Source organism: bacterium (assembly GCA_019695305.1).
Classification (GTDB): Bacteria; UBA10199; UBA10199; order UBA10199; family JAIBAG01; genus JAIBAG01.
Genome location: JAIBAG010000037.1, coordinates 1 through 17,309, shown reverse-complemented (window position 1 = coordinate 17,309; position 17,309 = coordinate 1). Strand labels below are relative to the sequence as shown.

Below are 17,309 nucleotides of genomic sequence, written 5' to 3'. Positions count from 1 at the left end.
AGATAATTAACTACCATCTCCACATTCGCTTTTTCGCCAAAGGTATGGAGCACTTCGTCACAAGCTTTCCAATAAGCAGCGTGTAATTTTTTAGGCACGTACGTAACACCTATATATCCCAAGTTATACGTTTCACATTTTTTGTCCATTACCTGAAATGTACCATCATCCTTAAGCTGCACCTTCATATCGTCATCGGTTAATTTACGATCGTGATCGCACACAATGGCTACGCCATCAAAAACTTTTTCATCTAATGCCATAATTTGCGACATAATCTGAGACGAATAAGCGTGATCGGCATTCATAATAAAAAATGAATCGGTAACTTTGTTTTTAACCGAAAGAAGAGAAAGTAAATTTCCTTTTAGGTAATCGGGATTAAGGCTAAAGGTATGAAAATATCCTTTGGATTGAAAATGCTTTTCTAGCTTATCGTGCGCATAACCGCCCACGACAACCAGTGGTTCCTTTAAATAAGCACGTAACGATTCGTAGATATAATCGACAAGGGCCAAATCGCCCAGAGGGATGAGAGTTTTAGGAAGGTTATCGTGAATTTCTTTAAGACGAATACCCTGCCCGGCGGCTAAGAGAACCACTTGCATGAGGTGTATAAAGCGGTGGGGTAACGGCAGAGTCCATATCCTTTAAGTCCACCAGCTCTCCTAAATGATTGATAATGGTTGCAGCAATACCCTGACGGACAAAAGCTTCTTTTTCAAAAGTACCGGAACGCGCAATAAAGGTAACATTACTTTCATCGGCCATCTGGCCATCGTGAAGCGAATCACCCACAAATAAAATATCGTTAATGCTGCAATTAAAATAATTACAAATCCAGTTGAAGTGATCTTCACCCTTTAAAAACCCTTCGCTATAACCTAAAATGGCATCAAAAAAACCGAGTTCGGTTTTAAGTTTATCGTCCACAATTTCTTGATCGTTATTGGAAGAAATAACCAAATGATGCCCACGTTTTTTAAGTTCTAAGAGTGCTGGCCATACATCGCTAAAATAAGGAGCGTCGCGATAAAAAGCCATTTTCTTTTCTACAAATAAACGATTAGCTTCGGCGTTACGACTATCACCGGGATAAATTTGCTCAAGTTGAAAAGGAAACGGAAGACCGGAGGTTTCTTTATAGCGCTTTTTGGCCCATTCGTAATCGCAGCTAAAAACTTTTTGCATGGAACTTGCCGCCATATCGCCAAAATCTCCCATAGAATTGAGCAGCGTTCCGTCAAAATCAAAGACAATAACTTGGTTTTTGTTCAAAAACGACATGAGGGCGACACTTTAAAGGATTACGCTTGGGAAATCAACATTTATATCTGTAATAATATCAAATACTTAAGGAGGCAATATGCGTAAGTAAAGCTAAAGGTGACTTTAGTGATTAGCTCTTACGACTTGAGGAATAAAAAAATTGAAGAACTGATTATAACGAAGAGAATGTGGCATTTTAATATTGGGGTTATCGGTCATGGCTACACCATAGCTTACTTCCTTAAAAAGCCCGCCATGAGTCCCCTTTTGCCCAAATTTAAGCTTGGTGCCAATATAAGCAGGCCAACTACCAAACTGATAGTTGGGTTTTAAGCTAAACATCACACGTGGCGGGTTTTGTACTAAATTATAAAACGTATCATACAATCTAAAACCGACATCGGGATAATAGGCATCCCAGGTCGCATCATACCAACGACTTTGCGAATAATATACACCACTCAACATCCCCTTCTGTTTCATTTCATTTTTATATAAAAGAGGATCACCGTGGAGAGTGACGTATCGATAAGAGTTTTGTCCCTCATATTCAAAATAGGCTTTCTCGCCCTTATCATTTAATAAATAAATCTTATTTTTATCGGGCCAAATAACAATATCCATGCCTTCTACCTTACTCACTAACGTTGCAATTTCTGCAGCGTGGTGTGTATCAGCTATAGATACTCCGCCGTTAAGCAATCCAAATCGAACCAATACAACATCTTTATCCGATTGAATACGTGGTGATAATTTATAACCTTTTTGCCTTAAAGCCTTGCCAATTTTTTTCCCGGTTATATTTTTGAGCTTGTCAAAATGAAAACCATGATCCGAAAATATTACTGTACGGTAATCTTTTCCGGTTTTCTTTTTGTAGTCGGCCTTCATTTTGTGGATATAATCGCTGGCAAAATGCATAAAACGCTCGGTGCGCATTTCTCCCAACATATGCTGAGATCCGTCGGTGCCTCCCAAATAAGTCATCAGTACTTTCTTATCACTTTTATGGAGTATTTTTTTTGTACGCATTAAATCTTGTTTGCCAGCTACACCCGGAAAACTATACATCACTCCTTTTTCAAAAACAGTATTACGAAATGTGTCAAAGTAATGTTTATAGGCAATAGGATACTTTTTAATGTCAAAGGGCGTTCCGCCTACAATTTTATTTTTATTATACGAATAAAAGCGAATTTCGGGGCCGTAAGTTTTTCCGGCACCCAATTCTTTAAATAAGGCCGAAAAGCCAAGCGTGGTAACAGAAGGAAAAGTCATTACTAAGGGAATTGGCTCTTGAAAATCTTTAAAATAGCCATCGTCCTTCATGCGCTTCATCATACTATAACTAATACCATCAAAGGCTATAAATAAGGTGCGATCTTTTTCGTTTTGAATAGCTTTAAGACCTACAACAGTGTGTTTTCCGGCGCAGGAAACAGAAAAAAAAATAAGAAGGAGTAATAGAAAATAACGGGTCATATCTTAATCTTCAGCATCCTCCATGCCGGTACCACCTTCCTCGTAGCTTTTTAATTTATTGCGCAGAGTTCGCAATGATATGCCCAGTTTTTGTGCGGTTTTAGTACGATTGCCCTCGCAAGATTCTAAAGTTTTTAAAATAACTCGTTTTTCAATTTCGCCCAAAGTTAAATTACCACCCAGTAATTCTTGTGTAGCATCCGACACGGGAGCTTTATTAGTATTAGGCTCAGCTTGTGGAGGTTCAGCTTCGTTTAAAACATCAAAATCACCCACTAATACGGCGCGCTCCATGGCATTGCGTAATTCGCGTACATTACCATACCAAGGATGTGATTTAATTTTCTTTTTAATTTGCTCTTCTAATGGGAGTACTTCGCGCCCATGTAAAACCGCAAATTCTTTTAAAAACTCACCAGCCAAAAGTACTACATCGTCACCGCGTTCGCGAAGAGGAGGCATCACAATAGGAATCACGTTAATACGGTAATACAAATCTTCACGGAAATTACCATCTTTGGTGTACTGAAATAAATCGCGGTTAGTAGTGGCCACTACACGTAAATTAAGCGCAATAGGTTTAACTCCGCCAACACGATAAATTTCGCATTCCTGCAACACACGCAATAGTTTTGTTTGCATGGTGAGGCTCATTTCACTAATTTCATCTAAAAGAATGGTGCCGTTATTAGAAAGTTCAAATTTACCAATTTGACGGTTAACCGCCCCTGTAAAAGCACCCTTTTCGTGACCAAATAATTCGGATTCTAGCAAGGTATCGGGCATAGCGGCACAATTGATAGCTACAAAAATACGCTGTGAGCGCGGCGAAAACTCGTGAATCATCTTTGCTATAAGTTCTTTACCGGTACCCGATTCCCCTTGAATAAGCACCGTAGCTTTGCTGGGAGCAATACGCTTTAAATTTTCAATAATCTCACGCATTTTGGGGTTATTACTAATAAAGCGTTCACTTACACGCTTTAAACCCACGCGGGCATTTAAAAAATCACCTTGTGCCAATTCGTTAGCAGAAGAGGTATTAGTATCAAAACGGGTTTGACGATCCAGAAAAGCAGCATTAAGGGCAGTTTCTAAAACATTGAGAGAAAACGGCTTTACCAAAAAGTCGTAAGCGCCCTTTTTCATCACTTCCACGGCCTTTTCTATACTACCATGGCCTGTCATGAGAATAATGGGTATATGTGGATAGTTTTTAGAGACATACGATAATAAATCGTAGCCCGTTAAACCGGGCATCATCACATCACTTAAAATAATATCAACAGAGTCGTTTATCTCGCGTACCGCTTGATCGACTTGGGAAAACGATACAACATCGATACGAATTCGTTTTAAAAATGTTTCAATAGCAGCACGCAGGGTTTGATCGTCTTCAATTAAAAGAACTTTTTTAGTCTTCATAGTTGGAATGGCTCTCCGTAAATTAAAGAAGTACTATACCAAATGTTGTTTGACAAAGAAAAACCTTTTTGCGAGTTTAATTCAATGAATCTACCCCTATCTAACGTTCAAAAATATACCTTGTCTAATGGCCTTACAGTTCTTTTGGAACATAACGCCTCCTCTCCTGTCGTTTCGGTCAATATGGGTGTTAAAGTGGGGAGCTCGTTTGAAACCAACGAAGAAGCCGGATTATCTCATTTACTGGAGCATATGGTGTTTAAAGGCACCAAAAGCACGGTGGCTGGTGAAATTGCTCAAACTGTGGAAGCCTGTGGTGGCGAACTCAATGCCTATACCTCGTTTGATCAAACGGTTTACTATATTAACTTAACCTCACAATACCTCTCTACTGCACTTCACCTAATTAAAGAAATGGTATTAGAGGCCACTATCGACCCAACAGAGTTAGAGCGTGAAAAGGAAGTCGTAATTGAAGAAATTAGGCGCGGCCTAGATAGCCCTAATCGTGTTTTAAGCCAAATGGCCTTTAGCCAGGCCTTTAAAGTACATCCTTATGGCAGACCTGTTATTGGTTTTGAGCAAAATGTACGAGGGTTTCCGCAGCAGGTTGTGTTTGGTTATTACAAAAAATGGTATGCTCCTAATAACATGGTTCTGGGTATTTGTGGTGATTTTAACGAAAAAGAACTAAAAGAAAGTATTCAAAACATGTTTGGCAGCTATACCTCTCATCCGATACCCGAACCCGTTTTACCTCCAGAACCTCTTCCTTCAGCATATCGTTTTACACAAACAAAGGCCAGTTTTCAGGGTAATTACTTAAGTATCACTTATCCAATTCCCAATTGTGCACATCCTGACATTCCAGCCTTAGATCTTTTGGCCCAACTTTTAGGTGAAGGCGATACATCCACATTGGTTCACGAATTACGTGACAAACGTCAATTGGTAAATTCTATTGGTTCATATGCTTACTCTCCCCGCTCGGCCGGTATTTTTGGTATTGATACCATGATGCCTGATCAAAGCTTAGATAAAGTACTGCCCGAAATATTAGCCTTGGTTGAAAAGGTTAAAACCGACCTTTATCCGGTAGCACATTTAAAAAGAGTTAAAACCAATATGCTATCGAGCCTCATTTATGAAAAAGAAACGTGCGAGGGAACCGCTCGCAAGTGGATGGTTTACGAAACAACAGTTAATGATTACCGCTTTGAATTGGAGTATTTGGAAAAAATAAAAAACGTAACTGTTCACGATATCAAGCACGTGGCCGAAAAATATCTAAAACCACAACATGTGTCGGTATGTGTGATGTCGCAGCAGGATAAAAAAGTTAATTTTCCAAAAAAATTTACTCCCAATAAAAAAAGCCTAAAGCCTTATAAATTGCTAGAAAAACGTGGCGACATATCACGTTTTGCTCTTCAAAATGGAATTACAGTAGTAGTGCGTGAAAATAAGCGTCTGCCACTAGTATCTATTAAATGTAATGCACTGGGTGGTTTGCGTTACGAAAACAAAGCAAACAACGGGATTACTCATCTCACAACAGCGCTCCTTGAAAAAGGTACAAAAAACCGCTCTTCAATTCAAATTTCAAAACTGTGTGAACAAATTTCGGGACATGTATCGGGTCATGCAGGCCGCAACAGTTGGGGAATTTCGGCTGGCTTTTTATCGGAGCATTTTGACAAAGGTATCGATTTATTTTGTGATGTTTTAAAAAACCCTGTTTTTGATGAAAATGAATTTAAAAAAGAAAAACGTCTTGTTTTAGAATCTATTAAAAATCAAGCCGATTCCCCTAGTCAATTGGCTTTTATGCAGTTTCAAGCCTCACTCTTTAAAAAGCATCCTTATGGCATGCCACTCATTGGTACTAACAAAACGGTAAACTCATTTAAATCTAAACAGATGGCCGCGTATTATCAAAAAATGCTTAAAATTGCTCCATTGGTCATTGCGTGCTCGGGGGATGTTGATGCTGTTCACTTTGTAGAAGCTTTATGCGACGAACTGCTTGCACTTAAAAAAGTCTCTTCTGCATCTCTTAAACTCACAACCGATAAGGCACCCAAAACCGAACAAAAACTTCATCTTAAAAAAGATAAAAACCAATCACACGTGGTATTGGGTTTTATGGGCCCACGCATGAAAAGCCCCGATCGTTACGCTTTGGAAGTTCTCAACAACATTCTCTCGGGACAAGGAGGACGTCTCTTTTTAGAGTTGCGTGATAAGCGATCAATGGCCTACACGGTATCTTCTATGATGGTTCAGGGCATGGAACCCGGTTATTTTGCCACCTATATTGGTACAGAGCCTTCTAAAGTAGAAGCGGCTGTATTAGGTATGCGCGAAGAATTGCAAAAAATTCAAGATGAAAAAGTAAGTGATGCTGAATTAAAACGTGCCATAAATTACATTATTGGTAATCACGAACTAGATATGCAGCGCAATGCTACTGTAGCATCAAGCCTGGCCTTAAATGAAGTATACTGTTTTGGTTTAGATGAGTTTGAAAATTACGCCCAATATGTATCGCGCGTAACAACAGCAGATGTACAACAGGCAGCTCAAAAGTATTTAAATTTAAAAGCAGCTACCCTCTCTATTGTTGGCCCTTAAAAATTTACGACTTCTTTTTTTCAGTTACTTCCTGATCGGCCGAATACGTTTTAAGCCCTTTTATCACTGTTTCGCTAGAAACAATAGATTCACTCACAATAGTTTTATCATCGGCAGCAGAATGCTGAACTGTTGTTTCATCATCACCATGCAAATAATTTAATAGACTATCCAATAAACCCGTTTTGGCAATGTATTCGGTACCTCTTAAAAAACTGGCTGCCCTTTTTAAATCGATAGGCATGGCCACGCCCAAATTAACCTTCATGAGGGATTCGGCCACCATTTGTTTCTCACCGGGATCCATGGCCTTGTATTTGGAGCGCAGTTTTTGCTTGGAAGAAATTGACATAAAGCTATCGTACCAAAGAATTGACAAGGCCGCAAATACCCAGTAATCTTGCTCTTCTATGCTAATTCAGATCTTAAAAGGCAAAATTCACCGGGCTACTATTACAGAAGCCGATGTTGATTATGAAGGTTCTATCCGTTTAGATAAAGACCTTATGGATGGTGCCGGACTCATTCCTTACGAAATGGTTCATATTTGGGATGCCACCTGCGGTGAACGCCTGTATACTTATGTGCTTGACCCCGCCCCTGCTGGCTCTGGCATTGTGGCCATTAATGGTGCTGCCGCCCTCCGTATTAAAAAGGGGCATATCGTAATCATCACCAGCTTTGTGAATTTAACACCAGAAGAAATTCCAGGACATAAGCCTAAAGTGGTATTATGCGACGCTAATAATAAAATTAAAGCGATTCAGTCACACTAAATTGTCCCCATTCTTGCGCACCAATAAAGCTGTTAATAACTTTTCCATTTTCATCTACCAAAAAGCTTTCGGGTAGTCGTGTGGTATGAAAATAGTCTACCAATTTATATTCGGGGTCAAAATAAACAGGAAAATCAAATTTAACTTTTTGCCTAAAACGCACAACATCTTCTTTTTTTTCATCTAGCGAAATAGCTACCAGTTCAATATTTTGCTTTTTTAGTTCTTCACGGTACGCATTTAATTTTGGAATTTCCTGCACACAGGGATAACAATAAGACGCCCAAAAATGGATGAGTATCTTTTTCCCATGTAAAGTCTGTGAAGTTAAGGCTGGACCAGATTCGCTCTCCAAAGAAAAAATAGGCAAGTCACCTTCTGGATTGGCTATTTTGTTATCAATAACATTAAGATAAATATAAACGCCAAAGCCTACAAGCAGTAGTGAAAATAAAATAATACGTTGTTTCATAAAAGTCCTGCGGCACGTGTAACAAATGCCATAATGGTGACCTGAGGATTAACACCGAGCGATGTGGGAAATACAGAACCATCCATCACCCATACGTTTTCCATATCGTGCAATTTCAAATTTTTGTCCACCACCGATGATCGCGGGTCTACTCCCATACGACACGTTCCTAAGGGATGAAAAGCAGCCGATTCAAAATCGGAAAAACGAGTATTTTGACTATTCATTCCTTCAATTTGTGAGGGATGAGTGAGTACCGGCCGAGTTTTAACAGATGGAAACACTGTATGTGCGCCGGCAGCAAAAAACATCTGCGCTAAAATTTTTAGCCCTTTAATGAACATTTCCTTTTCACGCTGGCCTAATTGATAAAATACCAATGGTTTTCCCGATAAATCGGCTTTCACCGTTCCTGTACATTCGTCATGCACTAAAAATCCAAAAATGCCCACGTGACGGTAGTTTTTCATAATCTCATAATGGGCATTACCAACCTGATGAAGGCTTGTGGCTAGTAACCACGGTGGGAAAAAGACACTCTCAAAACAAATCCCCTCGCCTTCAAAATCATCCACATAATACCCCTGAGGGACTCCCCTAAAACCATCTACAATATCCGGAAATAACCCAATAGCTTTAGCCGTTGGGTGAATAGTGAGGTTTTTTCCTAACTCGCGTGAGGTACGTCCCATCCCACTTTTATGAAGTAAAAGCGGACTATTAAGCGTGCCACCAGCCACAATAAATTTACTCGCCTTAATTTTTATCTTTTGCCCTGTATCGGTAAGTCGCGCTTCTAGATGTGTTGCTTTATCGTATGCTTTTTCAATTTTAATAACCTTGCACTTGGTTAAAATTTGAGCGCCCTTTTCGGCAGCTAAAGGCAAATAACTTTGTTCCATACTTTGTTTAGATTCACGCGGGCATCCAAAAATACACTCGCCACTGCCAACACATTCGCTTTGATTTCTAACCAGGGGATAACCATGAAGCCCCATTTTTTTTACGCCACGGTCAATCATAAGATTGTTTCCGCCCAAATTTTGAGAAGATACAGGGGCAATTTTTAAAATATGTTCTACTTTATCAAAGTACGGACTCATTTCTTTAGTTGTAAATGGCAAATCAAATTTTTTATTCCATTCTTTAAGAACTGCATCCGGTGTTCTAAAACAAGTGCCCGAATTAATAATGGTGGTCCCCCCCACAGCCTGGCCGGTGGGAAGTAAAATCATGGGAGCACCAAGTGTAGCATAAAAGCCGCCATCTTTATAAATGGTACGGTTTCTATCGAGTGTGGAGTGCGAGTTAAAATAACTTGCCGAAAAATAGGAGCCCTCCTCAACTACAAGAACCCGATAGCCTTTAGAGGCTAATTCGTAGGCGGCAACGGCTCCTCCGGCGCCAGACCCAATAATGCAAATATCAGTTTCAATTTCGGAAGTGCGACTGTTTAAGGTGTAAAAGGCTTTAGTAAGATCTTTCTTTTGCGCATATTTTTGTCTATTTTCTTCATAGCCCAATTTTTTAGAAAGTTCTGGGTCGGCATAAAAGGCCGTATAAATTAAAACGGCAATAGGACGAAACAAAGCATATGCCATAAACCAGCTGGAATGATGCCAAATAGCAACATAGCGTGTCTTTTGACTATTGTTTAAAAATTTAAAGGTGGTTCCAAAGCTAAGAATGGCTCTAAAATTAAAAATAAGAAGCCCCAAATAAAACCAAAAACGCATGTTGGGGCTTAAAGATGAAAGCGCTGTTTTTAAATAAAAATCAAATTTTTCACGCTTTAATGGATGATCGTTTAAAAGCTTATCTCCCAAGAGTACAGGAGCTAAATGGTTAAGAATGTTAAGTGAATACTTAGAAAACATTGAAGCGGATTATGCTTGCAAAAAAAGAAGTTGTAAATAAATCAATTATTTCAAACCAATAAACGATAAATTGCGCATTTGTATATCCCCATTACGGTAAGAAAAAAACAAATCATTATGACAGCGGGTACAAAAGGGTAAAAACTCAATCTGGCTTTTTGGTACACCCGATTCTTCCAATATTTTTTGGATGCCAGCACCTAAATCGATAAATGATTTTTTGCCTTCTCCGGGATAAATCTTGAAAGTAGTCCCAAATTTTTTAATAAACTCTTCCACCACTTCTTCACCTACTTCAAAACAATTTTTACAAATGAAAGGTCCCACAGCGGCTAATAAATTACTGTTTTGAGTTCCCAAAATAGCCATTTCCTTTAAGGTATTTTCTAAAACACCGGCAATAAGACCACGCCATCCGGCATGCACCGCCCCTACCTGATGAGAAACAGGATCATAAAGTAAAATAGGAACACAATCGGCGGTTCTAATGGAAATGTATTGCCCAAATTGCTCGGTAACTAATGCATCAGCCTCGGGTTTAGAACCAGGATTTGTGGGTGACAAACGAATAGCTTTGTTAGAATGAATTTGTTTTACACCAAAAATTTGATCGGCTGTAATCCCGCTAAAATGCTCAATTTGATGAGTATCATCGCCAATAAAACGCGTGGTAAAACCATGAGTAATTTTTTCGTTATACTCCGAGAGTAAACGCGAAGCTAAAATAGGCGTCATCATAATAATTTCTTTTGTACCAATTTAAAGTCTTTAGGTACAGCAGCTTTAAATTCTTTCTTCATATCAGGAATTTTAATTTTAAATGCATGCAATAGTGGGCGATTTATTTTGGCTAAGTCGGCAGCCCACATTTTATTTACATTTTTTACGCTTCGACTATGACTTCCATAGGTTTCATCACCAACCAGTGGATGTCCTAAATGCGTTAAATGAACTCTAATTTGATGTGTTCGTCCCGTTTCAATTTTTACTTCCACCAAACTTAAACCGTATTTTTCTTTTAGTACTTCGTAATGACTAATAGCAATTTTGCCCTTTTCACTTACAGAAAACTTTTTTCTATTACTTAAACTACGCGCAATGCCTGTTTTAATAGTTCCCTTTTTGTTTTTAAATTTTCCATAACAGAGAGCCAAATATGTTTTTTCAATAGAGTGATTTTTAAAAAGCTCTGAAAGTTTAAGATGTGTTTTATCGTTTTTAGCTACCAGCATCACACCGCTGGTTCCTTTATCAAGTCTATGAACTATACCCGGACGCTCTACACCTCCAATGGTTGACAAACCCTTAAAGTGATAAAGCAAAGCCTGTGTCAGTGTAGCTTCCTTGTGCCCTGCTCCGGGATGAACCACAAGATGTGCCGGTTTATTAATAACTGCCAAATTTTTATCTTCGTAAAGAATATCCAAAGGTAAATCGTGTGGAGTCAATGGACTTGGTTTTACAGCGGGAATATTTAAAACTACTTTATCGCTGTCTAATACAGAATACGAAGGTTTGGCTGGCAATCCATTTACCAGTACATGACCCTCTTTAATAAGACGGGCTATTTGCGAACGGCTTAAAGGATGATTTTGTGAAAGATATAAATCGAGTCTCATTCTGCTAGCTCTACATTCCAGTAAGAGTAATCAATCATATTAAGAAAAGGTTTCCAGGCTTCATGAAAACGCGGACGGCTCAGTAAACGCAAGATAATAGACCAATGTGGCTTTATAGGCTGTTTCATTAAGGCCATTCCGGCTTGTTGTGGTGTTCGGCCACCCTTTTTAATATTGCAAGGCACACAACTGCACACCACATTTTCCCAATTTGTTTTACCACCGTGCGATACTGGAACCACATGATCTAAATTTAATCCACTTTTAGAAAAGCGTTTTTGGCAATACTGACAGGTATTATTATCGCGCAAAAAAACATTAAGGCGTGAAAAGCGCACCGTGCGCGTAGGAATTTTGTCGTAAAAAGTAAGTAAAATAACCCGTGGAATGCGAATGGTACGATTCACCAAACCAATACTTTCTTTGTCGCTTTCTGCAGAAAGCTCCATCCAGCTTAAAAAATCAACAAGTGAGTATTCGTGATCAACTACTTTTGCAAGCCCCCTGTATAATAAGCAAAGCGCTTTTTTTACATCGGTGATGTGAATAGGAAGGAAGGAGCGATTTAAAACTAAAACAGCGCCACCAGTCATGTTTCTATTTTATACTGGCTTAGAAGGATAAAGCAAGATTTTACACTGCAACCATAACCCACCTCTGTCTCCTCCCTTAGCTTAAGGGAGGAGGACTTTCTCACAAAATTATGCATATGTCCCTCCCCCTTAGAGTAAGGGGGAGGCTCAGGAGGGGGTTACCTCTTCAAGGGTTTTCCTCTTAAATCCAAATATTGATCCACGCCTAGCTTTTTACAGTAGGCTAAAAGCGCCTTATTGAGCTCATAAATAAAGAAAGGCCCCTTGTAAATAAGACCTGTATACACTTGAAAATGGCTAGCCCCCAGGCTTAATTTGGCAAGGAGATCTTCAAAACTCATAATGCCCCCTACTCCCATAATAATTTTGGAAGGCCCTGTGATGGCATAAACACGCTTGAGCAGATCATTAGAGGCATGTAGTACGCCATGTCCCGACAAACCACCCGAACCAATTTTTTGCAGTGCTTGAGGCGAACTGATTAAGTTCATGCGTTCCGGAGACGTATTACTTACTACAAAACCATCAAAGCCACAATCATCGGCATGTTTTAAAAGCTTTTCCAAACTTTCCGGTTTTAAACTTGGAGATAATTTTACCAAAACCGTTTTTTTCTTTTTTTGCTTTTTAATAATTTTAGAAAGTTCCTGACCTAGCTCTAAAAATACAGCAGGGTCTTCAAATGTGCGTCCATCGGATGTATTAGGACAACTAAGATTGATAGTAAGATAGGAAGCTAAAGGATACAGCTCTGTAAAACTAGATGTAATATCTTCAATGCCTGTTAGTTTTTTTACTCCCTTTGCATAGGCGAAGTCAGGGGTTTTAGCCACATTAATGCCTAACGGTAATTTAATACGCTGATTCTTTAAATGCTGATGAACAGCCGATACTCCCCAATTAGGCAATCCCATACGGTTGATAAGAGATTCATCCTTTGGTAATCTAAAAATGCGTGGTCTTGGATTACCTGCACAGGGATGGGTGGTGACGGAACCAATTTCTATAAAGCCAAATCCAAGCGATTCCATAAAAGAAATCATTTCACCATTTTTATCAAAACCAGCTGCAAGACCAACTGGATTTGAAAAAGTGATATCGCCCATTGTAGATGTTAAAATAGCTGATTTTAAACAAAGCGATTTGCGGATAAGCGTTTTAGGCAACAAAGTACTCCCTCGCTTTACAAAGGCATGAGCCAATTCAGGCTCCATCATAAATAGAAATTTTTTAAGAAAAGAGTACATAAAACAGGGCTAACACACTTTTGTTAGGGTCTCAAGCTCATCAAAAGAGCATCTTCGCCATCACTATAATATTTTTTGCGAACTCCATCCTGCTTAAAGCCAGCACGCTGATACAACCATAACGCTTTAAGATTAGAAGCCCGTAGTTCTAAAAAAATGGGGCAGCCAGGATACTGTTGTTTAAGATAGTTTAAAAGAGTAAGCCCAATACCCTGGCGATGATGCTCGGGCCCTACAGCAATATGAATAATATGCACTTCGTCGGCATAAAAACGATAATCAACAAAAGCAACAGGAGTATCCTGGCGATAAAAACCTGCAATTAAAGCTTCTTTTTCCTTAAAATCACTTTTTAATTTCTCTTCACCAAAATGATGTGGGGTATTGGCTGTATCGATGGCATACAGATAAGGATAATCGGATGGAGGAACTATTTTAATCATAGAGAAGAGATATAAGCTTTTAATCTCTTTAACCCTTCTTCAATCACCGGAATACTTGTTGCATACGAAAAACGTAAATGCCCTTCCCCTTCGCTGCCAAAATCAATACCTGGGGTTACTCCTACATGCGCATTTTCTAAAATATCAAAAGCCAATTTATAAGAATTTTTACGCAGATGAGATGATTTTACAAAAATGTAAAAGGCGCCATTGGGGTTATAATTAATCTTAAAGCCCAAATCACGCAAACCTTGCATCATCACAAGCCTGCGTTTATTATACTCGGCGCGCATATTGGCTAATGCAAAGCCTCCCTCACGCAGCGCGGCTATACCCGCTTCTTGAACAAAAGAATTAGCCGAAATAAAAAAGTTTTGCTGAATTTTTTGCATCAGCCGAATGTATTTTGGAGGCGCTATCAAATAACCCAAACGATATCCTGTCATAGCATACGATTTAGAAAAGCCTCCCACCACAATACAGTTATTAGTAAACTCCAGCATAGTATGCTCGCTGCCTTCGTAAACTAAACCATGATAAATTTCATCTGATACTATCGGAATTTTTGTTTTAGCTATTCCCTTTAAAACATCGGCGGTAAGAACAGAGCCGGTAGGATTAGAGGGGCTTGTGACAAAAAGTGCTTTTGTTTTTTTGGTGATAATTTTTTTGAGTGCTTTTAAATCCCACTGATAATCGTCTTCTTCATGTACTTTTAAAAACTGATTTTTTCCTCCTAAAAACTCTACAAAATTGGCATCGCAGGGATAATGTGGGTTAGGCAGAACAACACCATCCCCCTTTTCAAGAAGAGTAGAAAAAATAAGAAAAAAAGCCGGAGACGTCCCCTGTGTAATAATGATTTGATCGGGACTGATCGTAACACCATATTTTGTTTGGTAATGGCGGGCTATTTCTTCACGTAAAACATAAGAACCCTGCGAATGAGTATATTTGGTAGTCCCATTTTGAATTGCTTTGATACATGCTTCTTGTACGCAGGCCGGCGCTTGAAAATCGGGTTCGCCTAAAGAAAACGACACCACATCTATACCACGGCGACTCATAGCATGAGATGCCTCCAAAATATCCATGGCAATAAACGACTTAATTTTTTGTGATCGTTGAGACGGCATGTTGTTACCGCACAGGGACAATATTAAAACTTAAACACACTTTTGCCCGGATACACGGCCTTTGAACCCAGCTCTTCTTCAATACGCAAAAGCTGATTATATTTACAAATACGATCGGTACGCGAAAGGCTACCTGTTTTTATTTGGCCAGCACCGGTACCCACCGCAATATCGGCAATCGTAGTATCTTCGGTTTCGCCAGAACGGTGTGAGATAACGGCCGTATAATTATTTTGATGCGCCAGCATGATGGAATCGAGTGTTTCTGAAAGGGTTCCTATTTGATTTACTTTGATGAGGATAGAGTTGCCGATACCTTTTTTAATCCCTTCGCCCAAACGTTTAACGTTGGTCACGAATAAATCATCACCCACCAGCTGCATTTTTTTGCCCAGGTGTTCGGTGAGTAATTTCCAACCTTCCCAGTCGTTTTCGGCAACACCGTCTTCGATAGATTTAATGGGATATTTTTTAGCTAAATCTTCGTAATAAGCAACCATCTGCGCCGAGGTTTTTACAGGATTTGCCTCGTTTTTCATGTTGTAGGTACCATCTTTAAAAAACTCACTTGAGGCCGCATCCAGTGCAATTAAAATATCACTACCAAATTTGTAACCGGCTTTTTCAACCGCTTGAGCTATTGCATCTAAAGCTTCAGCATTGCTGGCTAAGTTAGGAGCAAAGCCGCCCTCGTAACCCACAGCGGTATTAAGCTTGCGGCCTTTTAAAACTTTTTCTAAAGAATGGAAAACTTCAGCACCAGCACGCAAAGCATCCGAGAATTTATTAAAGTTAACAGGAACAATCATGAATTCCTGTAAATCAATATTGTTATCGGCATGCGCCCCACCGTTTAAAATATTCATCATGGGTACGGGCAAAGTAAGGGTGCTATTATTTACGAGCTTGGCAATAAATTGATAAAGAGGAATTTTTTGGCTACGGGCCGATGCTTTAGCAAAAGCCAAAGAAACAGCTAAGAGTGCATTGGCACCTAAATTTGATTTATTGGGAGATCCATCGAGAGCAATAATTTTATCATCCAAAGCTTTTTGGCTACCGGCTTCAATACCTTTTATCTCACGGGCAATGATATCGTTCACGTGCGATACGGCTTTAAGGGTTCCTTTTCCAAAATAACGCTTAGCATCGCCATCACGCAATTCGCAGGCTTCGTGTTCGCCGGTTGAGGCCCCCGAAGGCACCTGAGCACGTCCCATGGCCCCATCATCTAAAAATATATCGGCTTCAACCGTTGGATTCCCTCTGGAATCGAGTATTTCGCGAGCTTTAACTTGAGTAATCTTAGCCATTAAGTCCCCCTTAAAAGTCTATCAAAAAGCTAGTTCGCTTCTATCGTGTGGGGGATAATTCGTCAATTTTTTAATAGGAGATTATGTATGGTAAGCTAAAAAGCGTGGGGTATAGCGCCGTAAATGCGACACCATTTTGTACAACTTGAAGGCATAAGGTTCATTGACACTCGACCAATCATCTTCATCATCCCATTGCGCTTCAATATAAGGTTCATCTGAAGGAGCAAAGCCATAACTATTTTCTTCATTGCGATAAATAGTGGTAAAAAGATCGTTGCTTTGCTGGAGTTGTTGCTTTTTTCGCGAGGCGAGTTTGCCGCCTAGGGGGCTTTTTAAGAGTGGAACTCTGGAAATAGGCAACATCATAGATATTGTCTATAACGGCTTTATTGCTTTAAAAAGTAGTTTTTTTTACGCCCCTTCTACTAAGTTAAAATTTTTGTTGTTTTTTAAGTGCTTATTGGTAAAGCTATCACCATGAAATTTAAGTCAGCTGCAAGCGAAGACTTGGAAAAAATGGCGCATCGCGTTAAAGCTTTAGCCGATTCGTCCCGCTTAAGAATTTTGCAAACATTGTACGCTGGCGAAAAACCCGTGAACAGTGTGGTCAATGAAACCGGCCTAGAACAAGCCAATACATCCAAACATTTAGCTTTTTTAACCCATACGGGCTTTGCAAAATCACGCCGCAGTGGCACCACCATTTATTATTCTCTTTCCTCTCCTGCTGTTAAGAAAATGCTTAAAAAGCTTCTTAAAGGCTTTGAAAAAATAGATTGATAGAATTGCGATAAGAGGCTGTATTTAAATACTTTAAATTATTAGATTTGAATACCAATCCAGCAAAGCTGGATAAGAGGCTGTAACAAAATAATTTAAATACTTTAAATTACTAGATTTGAATACCAATCCAGCAAAGCTGGATAAGAGGCTGTAACAAAATAATTTAAATACTTTAAATTACTAGATTTGAATACCAATCCAGCAAAGCTGGATAAGAGGCTGTAACAAAATAATTTA

Annotated in this window: 18 protein-coding genes; 3 read left to right on the top strand and 15 right to left on the bottom strand. The window is 39.3% G+C overall.

Annotated elements, in window-relative coordinates; genetic code table 11:
• The 4 genes from K1X76_11990 to K1X76_11975 form a co-directional block, all read right to left on the bottom strand.
• Window positions 1-608 (bottom strand): NTP transferase domain-containing protein (locus K1X76_11990; GenBank protein MBX7149784.1); only part of this gene is annotated, 608 nt, incomplete at its 3' end.
• On the bottom strand, window positions 565-1,287 hold the full coding sequence (locus K1X76_11985; protein ID MBX7149783.1) for an HAD-IA family hydrolase: 723 nt from the start codon (window positions 1,285-1,287) through the stop codon (window positions 565-567). The genes K1X76_11985 and K1X76_11990, both read right to left, overlap by 44 nt.
• 105 nt (window positions 1,288-1,392) lie before the next feature.
• Complete coding sequence (locus K1X76_11980; protein ID MBX7149782.1) at window positions 1,393-2,751, bottom strand: alkaline phosphatase family protein; 1,359 nt, start codon at window positions 2,749-2,751, stop codon at window positions 1,393-1,395.
• Between the two features lie 3 nt (window positions 2,752-2,754).
• Window positions 2,755-4,176, bottom strand: coding sequence for a sigma-54 dependent transcriptional regulator (locus K1X76_11975; protein MBX7149781.1), 1,422 nt, complete (start codon window positions 4,174-4,176; stop codon window positions 2,755-2,757).
• An 84-nt stretch (window positions 4,177-4,260) separates the two neighbouring features.
• On the opposite strand from K1X76_11975, the gene K1X76_11970 reads away from it, so the two are divergent.
• Window positions 4,261-6,810: an insulinase family protein gene (locus K1X76_11970; GenBank protein MBX7149780.1), complete on the top strand. Its 2,550-nt coding sequence runs from the start codon at window positions 4,261-4,263 to the stop codon at window positions 6,808-6,810.
• Window positions 6,811-6,814: 4 nt separating this feature from the next.
• Here the strand turns inward: K1X76_11970 and K1X76_11965 are convergent, their stop codons facing one another.
• Entirely contained in the window at window positions 6,815-7,162 is a 348-nt protein-coding gene (locus K1X76_11965; protein ID MBX7149779.1) for a hypothetical protein, read from the bottom strand.
• Between the two features lie 58 nt (window positions 7,163-7,220).
• Here K1X76_11965 and K1X76_11960 point away from each other — a divergent pair, with 58 nt between their 5' ends.
• A complete protein-coding gene (locus tag K1X76_11960) occupies window positions 7,221-7,586 on the top strand; it encodes an aspartate 1-decarboxylase (protein MBX7149778.1) in 366 nt (121 codons plus the stop codon).
• Here the strand turns inward: K1X76_11960 and K1X76_11955 are convergent.
• The 10 genes from K1X76_11955 to K1X76_11910 form a co-directional block, all read right to left on the bottom strand.
• A complete protein-coding gene (locus tag K1X76_11955) occupies window positions 7,564-8,058 on the bottom strand; it encodes a TlpA family protein disulfide reductase (GenBank protein ID MBX7149777.1) in 495 nt (164 codons plus the stop codon). The genes K1X76_11960 and K1X76_11955 overlap by 23 nt on opposite strands.
• Entirely contained in the window at window positions 8,055-9,935 is a 1,881-nt protein-coding gene (locus K1X76_11950; protein MBX7149776.1) for a GMC family oxidoreductase, read from the bottom strand. The genes K1X76_11955 and K1X76_11950 overlap by 4 nt, the downstream gene beginning before the upstream one ends.
• A gap of 45 nt (window positions 9,936-9,980) precedes the next feature.
• Window positions 9,981-10,673, bottom strand: coding sequence for a peptidoglycan editing factor PgeF (pgeF, locus tag K1X76_11945; protein MBX7149775.1), 693 nt, complete (start codon window positions 10,671-10,673; stop codon window positions 9,981-9,983).
• Window positions 10,670-11,554: an RluA family pseudouridine synthase gene (locus K1X76_11940; protein MBX7149774.1), complete on the bottom strand. Its 885-nt coding sequence runs from the start codon at window positions 11,552-11,554 to the stop codon at window positions 10,670-10,672. The genes pgeF and K1X76_11940 overlap by 4 nt, the downstream gene beginning before the upstream one ends.
• On the bottom strand, window positions 11,551-12,147 hold the full coding sequence (locus K1X76_11935; protein ID MBX7149773.1) for an HNH endonuclease: 597 nt from the start codon (window positions 12,145-12,147) through the stop codon (window positions 11,551-11,553). Before K1X76_11935 ends, K1X76_11940 begins: the two co-directional genes overlap by 4 nt.
• 158 nt (window positions 12,148-12,305) lie before the next feature.
• Window positions 12,306-13,364 carry a quinone-dependent dihydroorotate dehydrogenase gene (locus K1X76_11930; GenBank protein ID MBX7149772.1) on the bottom strand — a complete coding sequence of 353 codons (1,059 nt, stop codon included), beginning with the start codon at window positions 13,362-13,364 and terminating at the stop codon, window positions 12,306-12,308.
• A 53-nt stretch (window positions 13,365-13,417) separates the two neighbouring features.
• A complete protein-coding gene (gene rimI, locus K1X76_11925) occupies window positions 13,418-13,837 on the bottom strand; it encodes a ribosomal protein S18-alanine N-acetyltransferase (GenBank protein MBX7149771.1) in 420 nt (139 codons plus the stop codon).
• Window positions 13,834-14,973 carry a pyridoxal phosphate-dependent aminotransferase gene (locus K1X76_11920; protein ID MBX7149770.1) on the bottom strand — a complete coding sequence of 380 codons (1,140 nt, stop codon included), beginning with the start codon at window positions 14,971-14,973 and terminating at the stop codon, window positions 13,834-13,836. The genes rimI and K1X76_11920 overlap by 4 nt, the downstream gene beginning before the upstream one ends.
• A gap of 23 nt (window positions 14,974-14,996) precedes the next feature.
• Window positions 14,997-16,286: a phosphopyruvate hydratase gene (gene eno / locus K1X76_11915; protein ID MBX7149769.1), complete on the bottom strand. Its 1,290-nt coding sequence runs from the start codon at window positions 16,284-16,286 to the stop codon at window positions 14,997-14,999.
• An 81-nt stretch (window positions 16,287-16,367) separates the two neighbouring features.
• The gene (locus tag K1X76_11910) at window positions 16,368-16,655 is read right to left on the bottom strand and encodes a hypothetical protein (GenBank protein ID MBX7149768.1); all 288 of its coding nucleotides are present in this window, start codon (window positions 16,653-16,655) and stop codon (window positions 16,368-16,370) included.
• A 111-nt stretch (window positions 16,656-16,766) separates the two neighbouring features.
• On the opposite strand from K1X76_11910, the gene K1X76_11905 reads away from it, so the two are divergent.
• Entirely contained in the window at window positions 16,767-17,069 is a 303-nt protein-coding gene (locus K1X76_11905) for a metalloregulator ArsR/SmtB family transcription factor (GenBank protein MBX7149767.1), read from the top strand.
• Window positions 17,070-17,309 lie beyond the last annotated feature (240 nt).

Bases quoted from the DNA above. Each gene is read 5' to 3' on its own strand.
- K1X76_11935 (MBX7149773.1), bottom strand. From the start codon at position 12,147: ATGACTGGTGGCGCTGTTTTAGTTTTAAATCGCTCCTTCCTTCCTATT.
- K1X76_11955 (MBX7149777.1), bottom strand. From the start codon at position 8,058: ATGAAACAACGTATTATTTTATTTTCACTACTGCTTGTAGGCTTTGGC.
- K1X76_11910 (MBX7149768.1), bottom strand. From the start codon at position 16,655: ATGATGTTGCCTATTTCCAGAGTTCCACTCTTAAAAAGCCCCCTAGGC.
- K1X76_11920 (MBX7149770.1), bottom strand. From the start codon at position 14,973: ATGCCGTCTCAACGATCACAAAAAATTAAGTCGTTTATTGCCATGGAT.
- K1X76_11905 (MBX7149767.1), top strand. From the start codon at position 16,767: ATGAAATTTAAGTCAGCTGCAAGCGAAGACTTGGAAAAAATGGCGCAT.
- K1X76_11960 (MBX7149778.1), top strand. From the start codon at position 7,221: ATGCTAATTCAGATCTTAAAAGGCAAAATTCACCGGGCTACTATTACA.
- K1X76_11940 (MBX7149774.1), bottom strand. From the start codon at position 11,554: ATGAGACTCGATTTATATCTTTCACAAAATCATCCTTTAAGCCGTTCG.
- rimI (MBX7149771.1), bottom strand. From the start codon at position 13,837: ATGATTAAAATAGTTCCTCCATCCGATTATCCTTATCTGTATGCCATC.
- K1X76_11930 (MBX7149772.1), bottom strand. From the start codon at position 13,364: ATGATGGAGCCTGAATTGGCTCATGCCTTTGTAAAGCGAGGGAGTACT.
- K1X76_11980 (MBX7149782.1), bottom strand. From the start codon at position 2,751: ATGACCCGTTATTTTCTATTACTCCTTCTTATTTTTTTTTCTGTTTCC.
- K1X76_11970 (MBX7149780.1), top strand. From the start codon at position 4,261: ATGAATCTACCCCTATCTAACGTTCAAAAATATACCTTGTCTAATGGC.
- K1X76_11950 (MBX7149776.1), bottom strand. From the start codon at position 9,935: ATGTTTTCTAAGTATTCACTTAACATTCTTAACCATTTAGCTCCTGTA.
- K1X76_11985 (MBX7149783.1), bottom strand. From the start codon at position 1,287: ATGTCGTTTTTGAACAAAAACCAAGTTATTGTCTTTGATTTTGACGGA.
- eno (MBX7149769.1), bottom strand. From the start codon at position 16,286: ATGGCTAAGATTACTCAAGTTAAAGCTCGCGAAATACTCGATTCCAGA.
- pgeF (MBX7149775.1), bottom strand. From the start codon at position 10,673: ATGATGACGCCTATTTTAGCTTCGCGTTTACTCTCGGAGTATAACGAA.
- K1X76_11975 (MBX7149781.1), bottom strand. From the start codon at position 4,176: ATGAAGACTAAAAAAGTTCTTTTAATTGAAGACGATCAAACCCTGCGT.
- K1X76_11965 (MBX7149779.1), bottom strand. From the start codon at position 7,162: ATGTCAATTTCTTCCAAGCAAAAACTGCGCTCCAAATACAAGGCCATG.